General features: G+C 39.0%; 12 protein-coding genes and 1 other RNA gene. 6 read left to right on the top strand and 7 right to left on the bottom strand.

Features of this window, described 5'->3' with window-relative positions; translation table 11 throughout:
* Positions 1-2 precede the first annotated feature (2 nt).
* Positions 3-728: a 3-deoxy-manno-octulosonate cytidylyltransferase gene (kdsB, locus tag P7V56_RS07830; RefSeq protein WP_171223191.1), complete on the bottom strand. Its 726-nt coding sequence runs from the start codon at positions 726-728 to the stop codon at positions 3-5.
* A 105-nt stretch (positions 729-833) separates the two neighbouring features.
* Between kdsB and P7V56_RS07825 the strand changes: the two genes are divergently transcribed.
* Positions 834-1,634 (top strand): hypothetical protein, encoded by an 801-nt coding sequence (locus P7V56_RS07825; protein ID WP_171223192.1) that lies wholly within the window; start codon positions 834-836, stop codon positions 1,632-1,634.
* Here P7V56_RS07825 and P7V56_RS07820 read toward each other — a convergent pair.
* On the bottom strand, positions 1,631-3,055 hold the full coding sequence (locus P7V56_RS07820) for an ATP-dependent DNA helicase (RefSeq protein WP_171223203.1): 1,425 nt from the start codon (positions 3,053-3,055) through the stop codon (positions 1,631-1,633). The genes P7V56_RS07825 and P7V56_RS07820 overlap by 4 nt on opposite strands.
* Before the next feature lie 157 nt (positions 3,056-3,212).
* On the opposite strand from P7V56_RS07820, the gene P7V56_RS07815 reads away from it, so the two are divergent.
* Positions 3,213-4,025, top strand: coding sequence for a DUF3822 family protein (locus P7V56_RS07815; RefSeq protein WP_205959399.1), 813 nt, complete (start codon positions 3,213-3,215; stop codon positions 4,023-4,025).
* Positions 4,022-4,603 carry a 16S rRNA (guanine(966)-N(2))-methyltransferase RsmD gene (gene rsmD / locus P7V56_RS07810; RefSeq protein ID WP_171223193.1) on the top strand — a complete coding sequence of 194 codons (582 nt, stop codon included), beginning with the start codon at positions 4,022-4,024 and terminating at the stop codon, positions 4,601-4,603. Before P7V56_RS07815 ends, rsmD begins: the two co-directional genes overlap by 4 nt.
* Before the next feature lie 151 nt (positions 4,604-4,754).
* Here rsmD and rnpB read toward each other — a convergent pair.
* An RNA gene (gene rnpB, locus P7V56_RS07805) (RNase P RNA component class A) lies at positions 4,755-5,060 on the bottom strand.
* A gap of 113 nt (positions 5,061-5,173) precedes the next feature.
* Between rnpB and dnaX the strand changes: the two genes are divergently transcribed.
* Positions 5,174-6,256, top strand: coding sequence for a DNA polymerase III subunit gamma/tau (gene dnaX, locus P7V56_RS07800; RefSeq protein WP_171223194.1), 1,083 nt, complete (start codon positions 5,174-5,176; stop codon positions 6,254-6,256).
* 59 nt (positions 6,257-6,315) lie between these two features.
* Positions 6,316-6,948, top strand: coding sequence for a DUF8439 domain-containing protein (locus tag P7V56_RS07795; protein ID WP_240976701.1), 633 nt, complete (start codon positions 6,316-6,318; stop codon positions 6,946-6,948).
* Here P7V56_RS07795 and P7V56_RS07790 read toward each other — a convergent pair.
* The 4 genes from P7V56_RS07790 to P7V56_RS07775 are packed head-to-tail and all read right to left on the bottom strand — an operon-like array spanning position 6,945 to position 11,459.
* Entirely contained in the window at positions 6,945-7,934 is a 990-nt protein-coding gene (locus P7V56_RS07790) for a hypothetical protein (RefSeq protein WP_171223195.1), read from the bottom strand. The genes P7V56_RS07795 and P7V56_RS07790 overlap by 4 nt on opposite strands.
* 2 nt (positions 7,935-7,936) lie before the next feature.
* A complete protein-coding gene (locus P7V56_RS07785; protein WP_171223196.1) occupies positions 7,937-8,827 on the bottom strand; it encodes a Ppx/GppA phosphatase family protein in 891 nt (296 codons plus the stop codon).
* A gap of 8 nt (positions 8,828-8,835) precedes the next feature.
* Positions 8,836-10,971 (bottom strand): polyphosphate kinase 1, encoded by a 2,136-nt coding sequence (gene ppk1 / locus P7V56_RS07780; RefSeq protein WP_171223197.1) that lies wholly within the window; start codon positions 10,969-10,971, stop codon positions 8,836-8,838.
* 2 nt (positions 10,972-10,973) lie between these two features.
* Positions 10,974-11,459, bottom strand: a complete 486-nt coding sequence (locus P7V56_RS07775) for a SixA phosphatase family protein (RefSeq protein WP_171223198.1) — start codon at positions 11,457-11,459, stop codon at positions 10,974-10,976.
* A gap of 612 nt (positions 11,460-12,071) precedes the next feature.
* Between P7V56_RS07775 and P7V56_RS07770 the strand changes: the two genes are divergently transcribed.
* Entirely contained in the window at positions 12,072-22,832 is a 10,761-nt protein-coding gene (locus tag P7V56_RS07770; RefSeq protein ID WP_304986209.1) for an HYR-like domain-containing protein, read from the top strand.
* Positions 22,833-22,873: the final 41 nt, after the last annotated feature.

Below are 22,873 nucleotides of genomic sequence, written 5' to 3'. Positions count from 1 at the left end.
AATTAAAGCATCTTTCTGGCTTTTTCTAAATCCTCGGGCGTATCAATTCCGATACCAACGTGCGTGGTTTCTACCATTTTGATTCTTTTGCCGAATTCTAAATAGCGCAATTGTTCCAACTTTTCGGAAGCTTCTAAAGATTTCATAGGCAAATGATAGAATGCCAAAAGTGCTTCTTTGCGGAAGGCGTAAATCCCAATGTGTTTCATATAACGAACGCCTACATTTACTTCACGCGGATACGGAATTACCGAGCGCGAAAAGTATAAGGCAAAACCATTTTGGTCGGTTACCACTTTTACGTTATTCGGATTGTTAATTTCATCTTGATCCGTAATTTCAAACATTAAAGAAGCCAAATCGACTTTCTGCTCAAAATCATTTCTGAAAACTTCAATCACTTTGGCTAAAGGTTCTTTGTTAATGAACGGTTCATCTCCTTGAACATTCACTACTATATCAACATCTAAATGTTCGACCGCTTCTGCTATTCGGTCACTACCACTTTCGTGCTCTTTAACACTCATAATGGCTTTACCCCCGTGGTTGATGATTTCGTCATAAATCAAAATCGAATCCGTCACCACAAAAACATCCTGAAACAAACCGGTACCAACTGCCGCTTCATAAGTGCGAAGAATAACGGTTTTCCCTCCTAAATCCTGCATCAACTTGGCAGGAAAACGGGTGGAGGCATAACGGGCTGGAATAACGGCGATGATTTTCATATAAGGTTCTGAGATACTAAGGTTCTGAGGTGCTAAGGTACTAAGTTTTGAAAAATATTATTCTACATTTATTTTATATATTTTTATACCAAATCTAAAATCATTATGAGGTCAATAGGTGTCATTGTTCTAATCATTTTTTGTTCGTGTAATCCTGTCAAAATTAAAGATTTTGAGAAAGATTATACGCAGGTTTTGGTTGGTAAGGTTAAAACGATGACAATCAAAAACTATGAATACAAATTCATCAAAAAAGACACAACTATTTTAGCAAAAACTACTGTCTTACAATTTGATAGTCATAACAATATTATTTATGAAAAAATAGTGACTGAATTTGACCAAAATGAGCACAATTATAAATATGATAATGGTTTATTGGTTGAAACAGAGACTGTTTCCAACAGCAAAACATCGTTTACAACTTATAAGTATGATGAAAATAAAAATCGGATAGAAGAAAAATCATTTGATAACAAAAGAGTTTTTGCCTTGAAATCACTTCGTTTTGATAAATTCAAGAATCCTATTGAAAAAAGGGTTTCCTATTTTGGCAAAGAAAAAGGAATCACAAAAATTGAATACGATTACAAAAATGGGGTTTTGACCTCAAAAACTATTGTAGATACTTTTGGGATCGAAATGATAGGAATAAAACACTTCAACAAAAAGGGTTATATCATACGTCAGCCTTTAAGTAATTTGAATAAAAATGAATATTTTGCTCTGGAAATTGACAAAAAAGGGAACTTGACCCAAAAAACTTTTTACCGAAACGATGATAGCGTCATTGAAACGGCAACCTATAAAAACACTTATGACAAAACCGGAAATATCTTGGTAAGAGACCGTTATTTGAATGGAAAACTAATCGAAAAGACTACATATGAGATTACCTATTATTAATTTTCCAGAAAACTCTCCTCTTTAAACCCAATCAAATACAACTTATCTTTCGCACGAGTAACGGCAGTGTATAACCAACGTACATAATCAACATCAATGCCGTTGGGCAAATAAGGTTGTTCGATAAAAACCGTATTCCATTGTCCGCCTTGCGACTTGTGACACGTTATGGCATAAGAGAATTTCACTTGCAGTGCGTTGAAATACTCGTTGTTTTTGACTTTCAAGAATTTGCGGTATTGGGCTTCGCCTTCGTAATCTTTCATTACTTCTTGGTACAAACGATTGCTTTCTTCGTATGTCAATGATGGCGATTCGCTGGTGATGGTATCTAACAATAAGATGGTTTCAATAGGCCTTTGGTTCGGATAATCAACCATTCGGAGTTTGACTTTGGCAAATTTAAATCCGTACAACTCTTTGAAATTGAAAATCTCCAACACTTCTACTATATCGCCATTGGCAATAAATCCGGCTTCATCAGTTTCTTTGAGCCAAAAATAATTGTTCTTCACCACCATCAAATAATCGCCTACCGAAAGTTCGCTTTCTTTATCGAGTATTTTGGTTCGAATTTGCTGGTTGTATTGGTTTGCTCTTTTATTGGAACGCACTATAAAACAAGTGTCTTCAATACTGTAATTACTGTAGGCGCTTTGAATGGCGTCTTGAATATCAAAACCATCGCTCAAACGAACAATGTCTTTGAAACCTTTTAGATTGAACTGAAAAGTGTCTACAAAACTGCTTTTCAAAATTTCTCGCAGTTCGGTAGCATTGAATAAAATTCCCGATTTTTCTTCCTGACGCATTACTTCGTCCAACTCAATTGAATAAACTTCCTTATTGTAATGCATGGAAAGTGCATCGGTATTGAGTGCCGGACTGACCTCTAACTGTACCGGTGGCAACTGAGCGGTATCGCCCAGAAGAATTAATTTACAATTGTTGCCGTTATAAACATAGGCCATTAAATCATCAAGCAACGAACCGTTTTCATACAATTTGGCTTCGGTATTCACATCAGAAATCATCGAAGATTCATCGACTATAAAAATAGTATTGGTGTGTTTATTCTCCTTTAATGTGAAAGACATTCCGCCATTTTTCCCTTTTTTAGGATAATAAATTTTCTTGTGAATGGTAAAAGCTGCCTTGTTCGAATAATTAGCGATGACTTTAGCGGCGCGGCCGGTTGGTGCCAACAATACATATTTTCTGTTGGCTGCACCCAAATTATTAACTATAGCTGAAATGACTGTAGTTTTTCCGGTTCCGGCGTAACCTTTTAAAACAAACAATTCGTTTTTATTACTGTTGGTCACAAAATTAGCAATCTGCTGAAAGAAAATATCCTGTTTTACAGTCGGCTGAAACGGAAACTGTTGGCGTAAAAGGCTGTAAAACTGGCTGGAAGTCATAAACAATTGGGAGTCAAATTTGAAGGTCAAATATAGTGATTTAGAGCAAAGAAAATAGAGAAAAGAAAATAGACTGCTAGTTGTAAAATGTTACAGATACTGAAACAAGTTCAGTATAAATTTGTAAGTTTGCCAAGTTCGTTTGAACGGAATTATTATGTATCAAAACACCAGCGTTACCGACAAAACTTACCGAAAACTGGCGATTCAAGTTTCCTTGAATGGCTTGTCGTTTGCGACTTTTGATACTATTCTCCATAAACCTTTGACGCTGAAAACCATTTCAATGGGAAAGGTTAATGTGACTTCTAAAATTGAAGATTTATTGGGTGAAGCTTTTCAAACGCATGCCGAACTCAAAGCCGGTTATGACGAGATTGTCGTTGTACACAGTAACAATCTGTCTACTTTTGTACCAACGGCTTTGTTTGACGAAGACTATTTAGGCAGTTATTTGCAATTCAACACCAAAGTTTTTGAAACCGATTTTTTTGCGTTTGACGAATTGGCGAACTTTGAAATGAATAACGTTTACATTCCGTATGTGAATATGAACAACTATTTTATTGATCAATTTGGGACTTTTGATTACAAACATGCCAACAGTATTCTGGTTCAAAAATTATTGGAAGTTTCGAAAAACAATGAAGAGCGCAAGATGTTTGTGCATGTCAGCGACAACCATTTTGAAATTGTGATTGTACAAAATCAGAAGCTGCAGCTTTTCAATACGTTTGATTATAAAACGCCTGAAGATTTTATTTACTACATCTTATTCGCTGCGGAACAACTGCATTTGAATCCGGAACATTTTAAAATGGAATTGTTAGGCAAAATTACCGAAGGCGATGCGCTTTACGATATCGTTTATAAATATGTGCGCAACGTTGCTTTGTTTGAGGTGAGTTCGATGCAAAATCAATTCACCGAAGCTGAAAACCGCGAGCACTTTATCCTATTACACTCATGAGAATCATCTCGGGCAAATACAAAGGTCGCAGAATAGCACCGCCGAAAAACCTTCCGGTTCGTCCGACTACAGATATGAGTAAGGAAGCGTTGTTTAATGTGCTCAACAATCATTTCAACTTTTCTGAACTAAAAATATTAGAACTTTTTGCCGGTACGGGAAGTATCAGTTATGAGTTTGCTTCGCGAGGTTGTTCCCCAATATTGTGTGTTGACGGCGATATGGGTTGTGTGACTTTCATCAAAAAAACCGCTAAGGAATTTGACTTTGATATTACCGCTATTAAAAGCGATGTGTTTAAGTTTTTAGAAAAACACAAAGGCAACTATGACATCATTTTTGCCGATCCGCCTTATGGCATGTCTCAAAAAGAATTTGAAACAATCATCGAACTGATTTTTGAAAGAGAATTACTGGATGAAGAAGGCATGTTAGTCGTTGAACATTCAAAATACACCAAACTAGATCACATGGCAAATTATTCGTTCCAAAAAAACTATGGCGGTTCGGTGTTTACTTTCTTTGAGTTTGAAAGCAATGACGAGGAGTCAGACGATATGGAAACTGAAGAAGAGTAAAGAACTACTCGACGTTTTTTATAGCCCCGATAGGAATGGAAATCCTTTGGCCTGAACTTATTTCAGGACAAAGATTGCAATGTATAGCGGGACGACTAGTGAAAGAAAACCTATTGGTGTGCTCCTGAAAACTCAGCCACTTAGCAACTTAAAAAAAAGCAGACCTATAAGCCGGATTCTGTATTCATCGAAACGAACCCTTATCATTTATCTGGGCCAACAATTGCTCATTGGCTCGAGCTTCCTACCCTTCGACAACGGGCGAGTAACCCTTAAATGCCGATATACTTGGAATTTCACCGCATAGAGTTTACCTGGTTTCACTACAGCCTTACCTGTACATACTTTCTGTTGCACTTGTCCTCATCTCTCGACGGACGGGCGTTACCCGCTATGCTACTCTGTGGTGTCCGGACTTTCCTTCCCGATAAATCGGAACGATAAGGCGGTCTGCGGCGCAAAGGTAACAATTACGAATTAAGAATTACGAATTAAAAATTGATACATTTATCGTAATTCGTAATTTGGAATTCGTAATTATTAATCTATATTTGTGAACACTATTTTTCTATGGAACAATTTGTAGTATCAGCCCGAAAGTATCGTCCGCAAACGTTTAAAGACGTTGTTGGACAACAGGCTATTACCAATACTTTGCTCAATGCCATAGAAAACAATCACTTGGCTTCTGCCCTATTGTTTACCGGTCCGCGTGGTGTTGGTAAAACCACTTGTGCGCGTATTTTGGCCCGAAAGATAAACCAACCCGGTTATGATGATCCGTTTGAGGATTTTGCTTTTAATGTCTTCGAATTGGATGCTGCTTCTAACAACTCGGTGGATGATATTCGAAACCTGATTGACCAAGTTAGAATCCCGCCACAAACCGGACAATACAAAGTGTATATCATTGACGAGGTGCATATGTTGTCTTCGGCTGCTTTCAATGCGTTTTTGAAAACCTTGGAAGAACCGCCTAAGCATGCCATATTCATTTTGGCCACGACCGAAAAACACAAAATCATTCCGACTATCTTATCGCGTTGTCAAATTTTCGATTTCAAGCGCATAACCGTTAAAGATGCTAAAGAACATTTGGCGGAAGTGGCGACCAGTCAAGGCGTAGTTTTTGAAGACGATGCTTTGCACATTATTGCGCAAAAAGCCGATGGTGCGATGCGTGATGCGTTATCGATTTTTGACCGTGTGGTTTCTTTTTGCGGAAATAATTTGACAAGACAAGCCGTTACGGAGAACTTGAACGTTCTGGATTACGAGACTTATATTAATATGACCGATTTGATTTTGGAAAATAAAATTCCCGAAGTTTTATTGGCGTATAATGATATTTTATCCAAAGGTTTTGACGGACATCATTTTATTGCCGGATTGGCTTCGCATTTCAGGGATTTATTGGTAGCCAAAAATCCGGCGACACTTTCTTTATTAGAAATGGGTGAAGCGGCACAACAACTCTACGGACAACAATCGCAAAAAGCTTCACAAGAATTTCTTTTGAAAGGAATTGACTTGGCGAATGATTGTGATTTAAAATACAAAGTTTCCCAAAACCAACGCCTGTTGGTTGAACTCACGCTGATGCAAATAAGCTCTATCACTTTTGATGGAGAAAAAAAAAAGCTGAGTTTATAATTCCACCCACATATTATCGCAAGAATGATTATTCTATAGCCGAAGTGCAAAGTACGAAGTTGGAAGTACGAAGTGTGGAGACTACTAAAATAATTGAGAAAGCAGAAAGCACAACGCAGCATACAGAAGAAGTTGTAGTTCAACCGACAACTGACAACCAACAACCGACAACCGACAACCAACAACCGACAACCGAGAACGTAGAACCTACAACCCGGAATTCTCAACCTACAACCAAAGTTTCCGCCTTATCCCTTGCCAGTATTCGTGCGAAGAAAGAAATGGCTGAAGCGCAAAAATCGGTGGTGAAAGACACGGTGCATTTGCCTAGCGAACCATTTACAGAAACCGAAATGCTCGAGCAATGGTTGAAATATGCACAGCGCATGGAAGATAAAGGGTATCGCATTGTGGCTTCACTTTTGACCATCAATGATCCGATATTGGACGGAACCACTATCATTCACGAGTTGCCGAATGAGAGTTCGAAAATAGATTTTGAAAAAGAAAAACCGGAACTTTTAGGTTATTTGCGGGGTAAACTGCATAACCATGACATTACTATTAATGTGAAAGTCAACGAAACTTTAGTGGTAAAAAGGGCTTTTACCAACCAAGACAAATACAATCGTTTGGTAGAAATCAACCCGAATTTAGAGTTGTTGAAAAAGATGTTTGATTTGGATGTTTAGTTAGTTGGGTAACGAAAATTTACTACAATCTGTTTAATTTTTGAATTATTTAGAACATAATCTATTCTTCCTTTATGATTTGCAATCATAACTGTAATTGAATAATCTCCGTTTTTTTCTTTAAAATACTCTTTTTGAACAGATAGTATTTTGTCCATACTTGGAAACTTTTCATTAAATTTTATTTCGTCATCTCCCACAAATAATCCAACTACATCATATAATTCCAAATCTTTAATTTCATCTTCATCCATTTGCAAAAACTCTACAGAAAAACAATTAATTGGATCATTATCATTAAAATAAAACTCATTTCCTGAGTTAAATCCAAACAATGTACATTTTATGTTCTTACTCCAATGATTGAATTTTTCTTCCTCAGTATATATACCATCAAAACCTCCTATTAGCTTTTCAACTTCCTCTCTATGCAAGCCATATATTGGAACATTCTTGATTTTAATACTTTCAACAGCTATTGAGTCTTTTTTTGAGTTAAAATAAATTTGATTAAAAAGTTTATTAATATCAGTCTGATAAAAAACCTTAAATTCTTCACTCTTAAAAAGAATATCAAGTAATTTGCTTTCATCATCAGTGTAAGCATTTTGCTGATATGAATCAATAATAATTTTTTCATAATCATTATTGATATAATAAATTGTATCAATAAGTTTATTGTATTGATAGACTATCATATTCTCTATATCTGAACAACCAATACAACCTTTACTACAAGGAACTCCAATTCTTTTGGAAGATTTTTGGCTATGTTTTAAATTAATTAATTCCATAACCAAATCATCACAGTCTTTAATAGTCCTTGACATAATTTGAGCAAATTGTTCATCTTTAAAAGCATTACAAGGACCATCATCCGATTCGTTGTAAGTCTTGTATAGCGTTATAGAAGTTAAATTAGGAATCTTTTGCTGAGAAAAAGCAAATGTAGAGAACAATAAAATACTAACAAGTAAGATTCTCATAGTTAAATCGTTTCCTGATACATTGCTTTTACAATGCCGTCGGCCAAACCAATTTTCGGTACAAACAATTGACGCGCTCCGCTCCATTTCATAGCATTCAAATACACACGTGTTGCCGGAATAATTACGTCGGCACGGTCGGTGTTTAAAGCTAACTCGGCGATTCTTTGCTCGTAGGTCAATGAGTTTAAATATTGGTACTGAGAATTCAGGTATAAATAAGACAGCGGTTTGTCTTGCATCTTGCCTGACAATTTGAACAACTTATTGATGTTGCCACCGGAACCAATTAGAATAACATTTTCGTATTCGGCAGTATTTGTTTTAATCCATTTTTCTATTTCTTCCCAAACGATGTCGCTTACCATATTATTTAACAAACGAACGGTTCCGATTTTAAAAGATTTAGAAACGATCATTTTTCCGTCACTGAAAAGAGAGAATTCGGTGCTTCCGCCGCCAACATCTACATATAAATAAGTTTGGTCTGTTTTCAGGAAACTGTGTAAATCAGAAGAAGCGATAATGGTAGCTTCGATTTTACCGTCGATGATGTCAATATCGATATCGCATTTTTCACGAATGGTATTGGCAACTTCTTTTCCATTATAGGCTTCACGCATGGCCGATGTGGCACAAGCTTTGTATTTTTCCACTTTGTAAACTTTCATCAAGAGTTTAAAAGCCTTCATGGCATCTACCATTCGATCTATATTTTCCTCTGAGATTTCGCCTACGGTGAAAGCATCTTGCCCGAGACGAATTGGCACCCGAATCAAGGCACTTTTATTGAATTGGGTTTCTTTGTCTTTTTGTTCTACAATATTGGTAATGAGCAATCGCATGGCATTGGAACCAATATCAATTGCGGCATATTTTTTAATGGATATCATTCTTGGTACTACTTTTTACTGGGCTTTATTGAATTTAATTCACAAAAATCTAATCGGTCACGATAATAATTATAGGTTTCAAATTGGGCACGGAAAATGGCTTCTCCTTCTTTTCTGACTCTGTATTTGTTTTCAAATTTCTCAGAATGGAATCGGGCTTTCACGTTGCCTTTCCAGCCTACATTAAAGGTGTCAATAATTTGTTTTTTGATGTCTTCATCGTAAATCGGGCAAGTCACTTCTACTCGACCGTCTAAGTTTCTCGTCATAAAATCGGCGGAAGAAATAAATACTTCCGGATTGTCATCATTGCAGAAAATATAGGAGCGCGTGTGTTCCAAAAGATAATCTACTATACTAATCGCTTCAATATTTTCACTCATGCCTTTTACCCCGGGAATCAACGAACAAATACCGCGAACCTGCAATTTGATTTTCACACCGGCATTGCTGGCTTCGTATAGTTTGTCAATAATCGGGTAATCCGAAAGGCTGTTCATTTTTAAATTAATGTAAGCAGGTCGACCGGCAATGGCGTTATTAATCTCACGGTCAATCAGTTTGTAAAACTTAGAACGCGTGTAATGTGGCGATACGATTAAGTGTTTGTAACGGTGAATTCGATAATTAACATCAAAGAAATCAAAGATTTTAGCCACGTCTTTCAGGATTTGTTGGTGACTGGTAAACAACGTCAAATCGGTATAAATTTTGGCCGTCGTTTCGTTGAAATTTCCGGTTGAAATAAAGCCGTATCGTTTTACTTTTCCTTCTTCTACTCTATCAATGACACAAATTTTGCTGTGTACTTTTAAGCCTTTGATTCCAAAAATCAACTCGATGCCTTCTTGTTGCATTTGTTCGGCATAAGAGATATTGCTGGCTTCATCGAATCGGGCTTGGAGTTCAATTTGAACCGTAACTTTCTTTCCGTTTTTAGCGGCATTGATTAATGAACTGATGATTTGCGAGTTTTTAGCCAAGCGGTATAAAGTGATTTTTATGGTGGTCACTTTGGGATCTAAAGCGGCTTCTCTTAAGAATTTAATCAAGTAGGAAAATGACTGAAAGGGTGCATTAATAAGATAGTCTTTTTGGGCAATTCTATTCAAAATACTACCTTCAAGTGACAGTCCATCAACAGGAAGCGGTGCTTTGGGTTGGTATAACAAATCAAATCTACCGAGGTTTGGAAAATTCATATAATCACGGCGATTGTGGTATCTGCCACCGGGTATGATTCCGTCTGATTTTTCAATTTCGAGTTTGTTAAGGAAGAAATTCAGCGTATCTTTTTCAATAGATTGGTCGTAGACAAAACGCACCGGTTCGCCAATTCTTCGATCTTTTACAGAAGAAGCAATCTTTTCGAGCATACTTTTACTCATGTCACTATCAATGTCCAACTGCGCGTCACGGGTAATTTTAATCATGTGCGCTGAGATACTTTCGTAGTCAAAAATATTGAAGATACTACTCAAATTATAGCGAATAACATCATCCAAAAGCATCAAATATTGCTTACCGTCTTTCACGGGAAGTTCAACTATTCTATTGGTATTCTTTGGAATTTCTATGATGGCATATCTTATTTCGGGCTTGGGCTTGACTAGTCCTAACATTTTGGCTTTGAGTTCTGTTTTCATTACCAATTTTATGGCCAAATAACCGGAAGTATCTTTTAACAAAGGGAATTCGGCTAAATCATTTAAGATAATGGTAACCAATTCAGGGCTTACTTTTTGGATAAAAAAATCTTTGACAAAGTTTTCATGCTCACCGGAGACTTCGGTTTCATCAATAATAATGATATTTTGTTTGACCAATTCTTTTTCTATACTGTGAAGGACACGAAGGCTTTCCGCTTGTTGTTTGATTACAATTTCGGTGATTTCTTTAACCAACTTTTGTGCCGAAATACCGCCTAATATTTTTTCACCGGAAACTCCGGACAAACTTAAACGACGAACGGCGGCAAATCTGACGCGAAAAAATTCGTCTAAATTATTAGAAAAAATACCTATAAATCTTAGTCTTTCTAGTAAAGGAACTGATTCATCAGCTGCTTCTTGTAAAACTCTGGCATTGAATGCTAGCCAACTTTTTTCTCTATCTATGTATCGAAAACTTGTTTCTGTACTCATAATTATTTTAAATCTCTGGGGAAAATAACTTTTTGGGTTGTGCCTCTTTGAATGTTAATCCAACTCGAACTATCCAAAAAAAGGTTAACAAAACCGGATGTAGACACATTATCAATCATAACATTTCCAAATTTATTGACAAAATTTGTAATAGCCTCGTTATGTCCGAAAACAATTAAATGATCGCAATCCTCGGAGCAAGATTTAATCACCTGCTCCAATTTTCTTTCATCAAAAGTGTACAAATCGTCTTTAAAAACAATGCTTTCAATTGGGAATGATAAATTTTGGGCAAAAATCATAGCCGTTTCTGCAGCTCTTTTGGCTGAACTACTCCAAACCAAAAACGTCTTAGGAATTTGATCAGCAATATGAGAAGATACCAAATGAGCATCTTGTATTCCACGTCCGGTTAAAGGCCTGTCAAAATCATGAAGAGGCGCATCCCAACTGGATTTTGCATGTCTGACCAATATTAATTGTTTCATGATTGATTACTGATAAACATTTGAATGTATAAATTTAAGTTTTTAATGTTTATGGCAAACTTTTATTTTGAGTGTTTTTAAAAACAAATTGAATACAACGAATAATTATCTCATTATCGACTATTTAGACCTATAAAATATTTATTATCATTTTATAAATAAATGTTAATTCTGAAAATTAATTATAAACAATCTGTTGTTAATTATAATTGTAATCTTTTACTTTCTAAATATGTTAATAATTGCACTTTATCTATTATTTTATGCATTTTGTCGATGTTTTTTTTGGTGGATTAAAAAAAACCTCCTACTTTCGAATTGTTAAATAGTGAATTAATTAAAAATATAAACCCAAAAACCCTAAATCTTATGTCAAAAATTAATCAAAAAAAGCAAGTAACATCGAATGTTTATCGAAAAAAATGAAAGAAAAGTGTCATTTAATCGAGTTTTCAAGTTGTTTGTAGAGAAAATTGAGTCTGTTGGTGCATTGTATATAATTTAGCAAGCAATAGTATAACCCAAGATATTATAATCCTCAATATGCCTACACTCTTACTTCAAGCCCGAAATGCAAATTTTTCAATAATTTATTCTACTAAATTTAATTGTATGAAATCAAAAATTACATTATTATTACTGACACTCTTCATGTGCGTTAGTAATTCGTATTCACAATTCACATCAAATTTCCCTGATTTGAGGTTGTGTGGTAACTCACCCAACTACTACTTGGATGTGTTCAATTGTGATTCCAATAATTTTGAGTTAGACAATGTTTTCTTGAGTCTGACCAATGTTAACGGACAGCCGTTAAGTAATACGACTTGTACTATTGGGGTAACCCAACAAGTATATGTAATGCTAAACTATACCTCTAACGCCAGCAATACGCCTAACAACTGTAGGTTATTTGCGGATTTATCCATTGATGGAAACGTTACAGGTATTAATGCTTACTTAGGAAGTATTGCGCCGGGCGCCGGGCAAAGACAAATTTACGGACCATTCAACTGGACTTGTGGGCAAGAACTCGTCTTAGACAGAATCCTTGTGGTATGGAGAACCGGTGGAAGTTCAACTCAATTATCTTCTTACAGCTGCAGTACTTATAATTCTGCTCAATGTGAGATGCCGGGTTTGACTGTAATCTCAAAACCTTTGGCAGTACAATTTACTTATAAAGCTTGTAAAGTAGGAAATAATACAACTGTATATTTTACTTCAACAACCAATGGTGGTATTGCTCCGTATACGTTTGCTTGGGATTTTGATAATAATGGAACAACTGATTCTACTGTTGTCAATCCGACGCACACTTACACTACGGCAAATAACACTGCTAAACTGACAGTAACTGATTCACAAGGATTAACTAACACTTACACTTTACCTATTGTTAGTCCAACTGAATTAATGTTGAGTGAAACTCATGTCAATGTAAGTTGTGGTGGTGGTGGCACCGGTTCAATCGACTTAAGTGTTTCTGGTGGTACACCGGGATATACTTATTCTTGGTCAAACGGTTCAACTTCTCAAGACTTGAGTGGTTTAGCTGCCGGAACATATACCGTAACAGTAACTGATGCTAATGGTTGTCAAAAAATATTACCGGTAACTATCAGTGGTGGAGATGCTACTAATCCGGTAGTTAATGCTCCGGCTAATACAACTATACAAGGTTGCGGAACAAGTTCAGTAGCAACTGCCGGTTTACTTGCTTATTCTAGTTCGCAAACTACTATTACTATTGCTCAATTCAATCAAGCAGGCGGATCTTTTACAGATGCTTCTGCTATTTCAAGTATAACTTATCAAGATACCCAAAGTGGTACTTGTCCAACTATAGTAACCAGAACTTTCAGAGTTACTGATTCTTGTAATAATGTAGGAACTGCTGTTCAAACCATTACAATTCAGGACACAACTGCTCCGGTTATCGCAGCTTTACCTGCTGTTTCATCTGTTTCTTGTCCGGCAGCACCTTTGTTTACTCAAGCAACTGCAACTGATAATTGTGGTGGTCAAGTTACTCTTGTTTTCAATGATGTAACCACTAATGGTGCTTGTGCCGGTTCGTATTCTGTAACCAGAACTTGGACCGCTACTGATGCTTGTGGAAACTCTTCTACTGCAACCCAAACCATTAATGTAACTGATACAACTGCTCCGGTTATCGCAGCTTTACCTGCGCCTTCAACTATCTCTTGTCCGGCAACGCCTGAGTTCGCTCAAGCAACTGCTACTGATGCTTGTGGTTCTGGTGCTACTTTAACTTTCGTTGACAATACTACTAATGGTGCTTGTGCCGGTTCGTATTCTGTAACCAGAACTTGGACCGCTACTGATGCTTGTGGAAACTCTTCTACTGCAACTCAAACCATTAATGTAACTGATACAACTGCTCCGGTTATCGCAGCTTTACCTGCGCCTTCAACTATCTCTTGTCCGGCAACGCCTGAGTTCGCTCAAGCAACTGCTACCGATGCTTGTGGTTCTGGTGCTACTTTAACTTTCGTTGACAATACTACTAATGGTGCTTGTGCCGGTTCGTATTCTGTAACCAGAACTTGGACCGCTACTGATGCTTGTGGAAACTCTTCTACTGCAACTCAAACCATTAATGTAACTGATACAACTGCTCCGGTTATCGCAGCTTTACCTGCGCCTTCAACCATCTCTTGTCCGGCAACGCCTGAGTTCGCTCAAGCAACTGCTACCGATGCTTGTGGTTCTGGTGCTACTTTAACTTTCGTTGACAATACTACTAATGGTGCTTGTGCCGGTTCGTATTCTGTAACCAGAACTTGGACCGCTACTGATGCTTGTGGAAACTCTTCTACTGCAACTCAAACCATTAATGTAACTGATACAACTGCTCCGGTTATCGCAGCTTTACCTGCGCCTTCAACCATCTCTTGTCCGGCAACGCCTGAGTTCGCTCAAGCAACTGCTACCGATGCTTGTGGTTCTGGTGCTACTTTAACTTTCGTTGACAATACTACTAATGGTGCTTGTGCCGGTTCGTATTCTGTAACCAGAACTTGGACCGCTACTGATGCTTGTGGAAACTCTTCTACTGCAACTCAAACCATTAATGTAACTGATACAACTGCTCCGGTTATCGCAGCTTTACCTGCGCCTTCAACCATCTCTTGTCCGGCAACGCCTGAGTTCGCTCAAGCAACTGCTACCGATGCTTGTGGTTCTGGTGCTACTTTAACTTTCGTTGACAATACTACTAATGGTGCTTGTGCCGGTTCGTATTCTGTAACCAGAACTTGGACCGCTACTGATGCTTGTGGAAACTCTTCTACTGCAACTCAAACCATTAATGTAACTGATACAACTGCTCCGGTTATCGCAGCTTTACCTGCGCCTTCAACCATCTCTTGTCCGGCAACGCCTGAGTTCGCTCAAGCAACTGCTACCGATGCTTGTGGTTCTGGTGCTACTTTAACTTTCGTTGACAATACTACTAATGGTGCTTGTGCCGGTTCGTATTCTGTAACCAGAACTTGGACCGCTACTGATGCTTGTGGAAACTCTTCTACTGCAACTCAAACCATTAATGTAACTGATACAACTGCTCCGGTTATCGCAGCTTTACCTGCGCCTTCAACCATCTCTTGTCCGGCAACGCCTGAGTTCGCTCAAGCAACTGCTACCGATGCTTGTGGTTCTGGTGCTACTTTAACTTTCGTTGACAATACTACTAATGGTGCTTGTGCCGGTTCGTATTCTGTAACCAGAACTTGGACCGCTACTGATGCTTGTGGAAACTCTTCTACTGCAACTCAAACCATTAATGTAACTGATACAACTGCTCCGGTTATCGCAGCTTTACCTGCGCCTTCAACCATCTCTTGTCCGGCAACGCCTGAGTTCGCTCAAGCAACTGCTACCGATGCTTGTGGTTCTGGTGCTACTTTAACTTTCGTTGACAATACTACTAATGGTGCTTGTGCCGGTTCGTATTCTGTAACCAGAACTTGGACCGCTACTGATGCTTGTGGAAACTCTTCTACTGCAACTCAAACCATTAATGTAACTGATACAACTGCTCCGGTTATCGCAGCTTTACCTGCGGCTTCAACTATCTCTTGTCCGGCAACGCCTGAGTTCGCTCAAGCAACTGCTACCGATGCTTGTGGTTCTGGTGCTACTTTAACTTTCGTTGACAATACTACTAATGGTGCTTGTGCCGGTTCGTATTCTGTAACCAGAACTTGGACCGCTACTGATGCTTGTGGAAATGCTTCTACAGCTACTCAAACCATTACTGTTCAAGACAACTCTGCTCCTGTTTTTGCAGCCTTACCGGCTACTTCAACTATAGAGTGTCCTGCTACACCTTCATTTGCTACGGCTACTGCAACAGATGCTTGTGGTTCAGGTGTTACCTTGACTTTTGCTGACACTACCGCAAATGGTAACTGTGCCGGTAATTATTCTGTAACCAGAACTTGGACGGCTACCGATGCTTGTGGAAATACTGCTACAGTATCTCAAACTATTAATGTACAAGATAATACGGCTCCTACATTTACCGTTCCAGCCAATGTAACAATCAACGCAGGTGCAAACTGTGCTATTGATACTAATCCGGGAACAACAGGAACAGTGACTAATATTTCTGATGCTTGTGATGCTACTCCAACAGTAACTTATACTGACTCAGATTGCTTCGGAAACGATAATGAAGCATCTATTAATGCAGGAAATGGTAATTATTTCTACTTTGATGTAACAGGATTTGATAATCTAACTGCAAAAGACATCCAAAAAGTGGCTTTGGCTTTCGAAACCAATCAAGGAAAAGGAAGAGCTGAATTTACTTTAGTAGCGCCAAATGGTAGTGCTGTAGTTTTAGTTGGACCTTATTGTACCGGTGGTGCTTGTGATGATCCAACACCTAGTGATCAGGAATTATATTTACCTGTTTTCTATCCAAATAGCTCAGGATATACTCAATGGAACAACAATAATGTTGTAACTCAAGATATACCGCAAAACTTTACACCAAATGGTGCTCTATCATCACCAAATACAATCACTGGATTAACATCTTATGTTTCTAGTTTTGAAAATTTAACAGGTCCAATGAATGGTACTTGGTTTATTTTCTCAAGAAAACAAGCTAGTGTTAATGGAAGTATCAACTTCAACAGTGTTTGTTTGACTCCATTAGATATTTGTGAAAGCAACAGAGTGATTACAAGAACTTGGACTGTAACTGACGAATGTGGTAACGCTGCTTCAGCAACTCAAACAATCAGAGTTCAAGATGTAACAGCTCCTGTTATTGCAACATTACCTGCTACTTCAACTATCAACTGTCCGGCTACGCCTGAGTTCGCTCAAGCTACTGCTACTGACAATTGTGATACTGATGTTAGTTTGACTTTTGTTGACACTACTACGAATGGTAATTGTGCAGGTTCTTATTCTGTAACCAGAACTTGGACGGCTACTGACGCTTGTGGAAATTCTTCTACTGCTTCTCAAACTATTAACGTACAAGACGTAACGGCTCCGGTTATCGCAGCGTTACCTGCTACTTCAACTATCTCTTGTCCGGCTGCGCCTGAGTTCGCTCAAGCTATTGCTACGGACGAATGTGGTTCAGCTTTCGAATTGACTTTCGCTGATGTAACTACTAATGGTAATTGTGCAGGTTCATACTCTGTAACCAGAACTTGGACGGCTACTGATGCGTGTGGAAATTCTTCTACTGCTTCTCAAACTATTAACGTACAAGACGTAACAGCTCCGGTTATCGCAGCGTTACCTGCTACTTCAACTATCTCTTGTCCGGCTGCGCCTGAGTTCGCTCAAGCTACTGCTACTGACGAATGTGGTTCAGCTTTCGAATTGACTTTCGCTGATGTAACTACTAATGGTAATTGTGCAGGTTCTTATTCTGTAACCAGAACTTGGACGGCTACTGACGCTTGTGGAAATTCTTCTACTGCTTCTCAAACTATAAATGTACAAGACGTAACGGCTCCGGTTATCGCAGCGTTACCTGCTACTTCAACTATCTCTTGTCCGGCTGCGCCTGAGTTCGCTCAAGCTACTGCTACTGACGAATGTGGTTCAGCTTTCGAATTGACTTTCGCTGATGTAACTACTAATGGTAATTGTGCAGGTTCATACTCTGTAACCAGAACTTGGACGGCTACTGACGCTTGTGGAAATTCTTCTACTGCTTCTCAAACTATAAACGTACAAGACGTAACAGCTCCGGTTATCGCAGCGTTACCTGCTACTTCAACTATCTCTTGTCCGGCTACGCCTGAGTTCGCTCAAGCTACTGCTACGGACGAATGTGGTTCAGCTTTCGAATTGACTTTCGCTGATGTAACTACTAATGGTAATTGTGCAGGTTCTTATTCTGTAACCAGAACTTGGACGGCTACTGATGCGTGTGGAAATTCTTCTACTGCTTCTCAAACTATTAACGTACAAGACGTAACGGCTCCGGTTATCGCAGCGTTACCTGCTACTTCAACTATCTCTTGTCCGGCTGCGCCTGAGTTCGCTCAAGCTACTGCTACGGACGAATGTGGTTCAGCTTTCGAATTGACTTTCGCTGATGTAACTACTAATGGTAATTGTGCAGGTTCATACTCTGTAACCAGAACTTGGACGGCTACTGATGCGTGTGGAAATTCTTCTACTGCTTCTCAAACTATTAACGTACAAGACGTAACGGCTCCGGTTATCGCAGCGTTACCTGCAACTTCAACTATCTCTTGTCCGGCTGTGCCTGAGTTCGCTCAAGCTACTGCTACTGACGAATGTGGTTCAGCTTTCGAATTGACTTTCGCTGATGTAACTACTAATGGTAATTGTGCAGGTTCATACTCTGTAACCAGAACTTGGACGGCTACTGATGCGTGTGGAAATTCTTCTACTGCTTCTCAAACTATAAATGTACAAGACGTAACGGCTCCGGTTATCGCAGCGTTACCTGCTACTTCAACTATCTCTTGTCCGGCTGCGCCTGAGTTCGCTCAAGCTACTGCTACTGACGAATGTGGTTCAGCTTTCGAATTGACTTTCGCTGATGTAACTACTAATGGTAATTGTGCAGGTTCATACTCTGTAACCAGAACTTGGACGGCTACTGATGCGTGTGGAAATTCTTCTACTGCTTCTCAAACTATAAATGTACAAGACGTAACGGCTCCGGTTATCGCAGCGTTACCTGCAACTTCAACTATCTCTTGTCCGGCTGCGCCTGAGTTCGCTCAAGCTACTGCTAATGACGAATGTGGTTCAGCTTTCGAATTGACTTTCGCTGATGTAACTACTAATGGTAATTGTGCAGGTTCATACTCTGTAACCAGAACTTGGACGGCTACTGATGCGTGTGGAAATTCTTCTACTGCTTCTCAAACTATAAATGTACAAGACGTAACGGCTCCGGTTATCGCAGCGTTACCTGCAACTTCAACTATCTCTTGTCCGGCTGCGCCTGAGTTCGCTCAAGCTACTGCTACTGACGAATGTGGTTCAGCTTTCGAATTGACTTTCGCTGATGTAACTACTAATGGTAATTGTGCAGGTTCATATTCTGTAACCAGAACTTGGACGGCTACTGACGCTTGTGGAAATTCTTCTACTGCTTCTCAAACTATAAATGTACAAGACGTAACGGCTCCGGTTATCGCAGCGTTACCTGCTACTTCAACTATCTCTTGTCCGGCTGCGCCTGAGTTCGCTCAAGCTACTGCTACGGACGAATGTGGTTCAGCTTTCGAATTGACTTTCGCTGATGTAACTACTAATGGTAATTGTGCAGGTTCATACTCTGTAACCAGAACTTGGACGGCTACTGATGCGTGTGGAAATTCTTCTACTGCTTCTCAAACTATAAATGTACAAGACGTAACGGCTCCGGTTATTACTACTCAAGCTTCTAACATTATTGCTGAGTGTGATGGAAATGGTAACGAACTTGCTTTGTACACTTGGTTAACTAATAATGGTGGTGCCACAGCAACAGATGAATGTTCACCTGTAACTTGGTCTAACAACTTTAGTGAAATTGCTAATGATTGTTCAGCTGCTGTAACTGTTGTATTTACTGCAACTGACGAATGTGGAAATACCGCTTCATCATCAGCTACCTTTACTATTAATGATACTCAAAATCCAGTTGCTCCGGAAGCACCTGCTAACGTAACTGTGGCTTGTGCGACTGACATACCGGCTAATGTTTCATTAACTGCAACTGATAACTGTTCTAATGAAATTACTGTTCAAGGTGTAGATACTACAACTCAAGGTAACTGTCCGAACTCGTTCTCTGTAACCAGAACTTGGACTTTCACCGATGCTTGTGGTAACTCATCTTCTGTATCTCAAACTATTACTGTAAGTGATACTATTGCTCCGGTAGCTCCTGAAGCACCTGCTGACGTAACTGTGGCTTGTGCCGGTGATGTTCCTGCAATGATTTCGCTTACCGCTATTGATAACTGTTCAGGTGAAATAACTGCTCAAGGTGTTGATACTACAACTCAAGGTAACTGTCCGAACTCGTTCTCTGTAACCAGAACTTGGACTTTCACCGATGCTTGTGGTAACTCATCTTCTGTATCTCAAACTATTACTGTAAGTGATACTATTGCTCCGGTAGCTCCTGAAGCACCTGCTGACGTAACTGTAGCTTGTGCCGATGATGTTCCTGCAATGATTTCACTTACCGCTATTGATAACTGTTCAGGTGAGATAACTGCTCAAGGTGTTGATACTGTAACGCAAGGTAACTGTCCGAACTCGTTCTCTGTAACCAGAACTTGGACTTTCACCGATGCTTGTGGTAACTCATCTTCTGTATCTCAAACTATTACTGTAAGTGATACTATTGCTCCGGTAGCTCCTGAAGCACCTGCTGACGTAACTGTAGCTTGTGCCGATGATGTTCCTGCAATGATTTCACTTACCGCTATTGATAACTGTTCAGGTGAGATAACTGCTCAAGGTGTTGATACTGTAACGCAAGGTAACTGTCCGAACTCGTTCTCTGTAATCAGAACTTGGACTTTCACCGATGCTTGTGGTAACTCATCTTCTGTATCTCAAACTATTACTGTAAGTGATACTATTGCTCCGGTAGCTCCTGAAGCACCTGCTGACGTAACTGTAGCTTGTGCCGGTGATGTTCCTGCAATGATTTCACTTACCGCTATTGATAACTGTTCAGGTGAAATAACTGCTCAAGGTGTTGATACTGTAACGCAAGGTAACTGTCCGAACTCGTTCTCTGTAACCAGAACTTGGACTTTCACTGATGCTTGTGGTAACTCATCTTCTGTATCTCAAACTATTACTGTAAGTGATACTATTGCTCCGGTAGCTCCTGAAGCACCTGCTGACGTAACTGTGGCTTGTGCGGGTGATGTTCCTGCAATGATTTCGCTTACCGCTATTGATAACTGTTCAGGTGAGATAACTGCTCAAGGTGTTGATACTGTAACACAAGGTAACTGTCCGAACTCGTTCTCTGTAACCAGAACTTGGACTTTCACCGATGCTTGTGGTAACTCATCTTCTGTATCTCAAACTATTACTGTAATTGATACTATTGCTCCGGTAGCTCCTGAAGCACCTGCTGACGTAACTGTAGCTTGTGCCGGTGATGTTCCTGCAATGATTTCGCTTACCGCTATTGATAACTGTTCGGAAGAAATTACCGTTCAAGGTGTTGACAGTACCGTTCAAGGAGATTGTCCTAATTCATTCGTGGTAACCAGAACTTGGACTTTCACCGATGCTTGTGGTAACTCATCTTCTGTATCTCAAACCATCACGGTAAATGATACTATTGCACCTGTTGTTCCTGAAGCTCCGGCTAATGTAACTGTAGCTTGTGCCGGTGAAGTTCCTGCAATGATATCGCTTACGGCGACTGATAACTGTGGAGATTTCATCACAGTAGACGGTGTTGACAGTACTATTCAAGGAGATTGTCCAAACTCTTTCACAGTAACTAGAACTTGGACTTTCACTGATGCTTGTGGCAATACATCTTCTGTATCACAAACCATAAGCGTTGTAGATGAAACTGCTCCTGTAGTTCCTGCAGCACCAGCTGACGTAACTGTAACTTGTGCCGGTGATGTACCTGCAACTATTTCACTAACGGCTACTGATAACTGTGGAGATTCAATAACTGCACAAGGTGTTGACAGTATTGTTCAAGGAGATTGTCCTAACTCGTTCACTGTAACCAGAACTTGGACTTTCACTGATGCTTGTGATAACACTTCAACTGTATCGCAAACTATTACTGTAAATGACACTGTTGTTCCAACATTTAATGAGGTGGCACCAGCTAATACTACTGCTTCATGTGATAACATTCCTGCTGCAGCTGTATTAACCGCTACGGATAACTGTGGAACTGCAACGGTAGCAATGGTAGAAACAATTATTCAAGGTAACTGTCCTTCAAACTATGAAATTACCAGAACATGGACAGCTACCGATGCTTGTGGAAACACTAGCACACAAACTCAAACTATTGGAGTTTCTGACACTGTTGGACCGGTATTAATTACGCCATTAGATCCAAAAGTTGATGTAGAATGTACAGAAATCCCTGCGCCTCCTACATTAGAGTTTACTGATAATTGTTCAGCTGTTGGTACACCTGTATATACTGAAACCACATCTGAAGTTAATAATGGTTCTTATACCATTACCAGAACATGGGTTGTATCTGATGCTTGTGGTAACTTATCGCAAACTTACACTCAGTATGTTTATGTAAATCAAACTTCTGAAGTAGTTAATCTTACTGAGGTAGAGACAAGTAACAATCTTGACACAAATATACCTCTAGCCGATCAATTACCTGCAAATGTTATCGGTGGAGGAACATGGACGAATGTAAATAATGTTGGAGGATTTAATGCTGCTAACAATACATTTAATCCATTAGGAATAACACCGGGTGTATACTTATTCAGCTACACTGTTTATGACGGTACTTGTCCTACAGTATATAATTTACCAATATCTGTCGGTGAAGTTCGTGATTGTGAAAACATTATTATTCACAATGCCTTTACACCAAATGGTGATGCTTTCAATCAATATTTTAACATCGAAAATATTGAAGACATCACTTGTTATCCGACAAATAATGTTCAAATTTACAACCGCTGGGGAATTTTAGTTTATGAAACTAAAAACTATGACAACAATACCAGAAGATTTGAAGGTATCTCTGAAGGAAGAGTTACTGTAAGTAAATCTGAAGAATTGCCTACCGGAACGTATTTCTACATTATTGAGTGGACCACAAGTGAAGGTAATAAAGTTGTAAAAGACGGATATTTATACTTAACCAGATAAACCTACTAACTCCTGAGGGTGTAAAAACCCTCAGGATAAAT

This window comes from Flavobacterium sp. IMCC34852 (genome assembly GCF_030643905.1).
In the GTDB taxonomy this organism is placed as follows: Bacteria; Bacteroidota; Bacteroidia; order Flavobacteriales; family Flavobacteriaceae; genus Flavobacterium; species Flavobacterium rivulicola.
The sequence above is the reverse complement of the archived record's forward strand: the minus strand, read 5'-3'. Positions and strand labels throughout refer to the sequence as shown.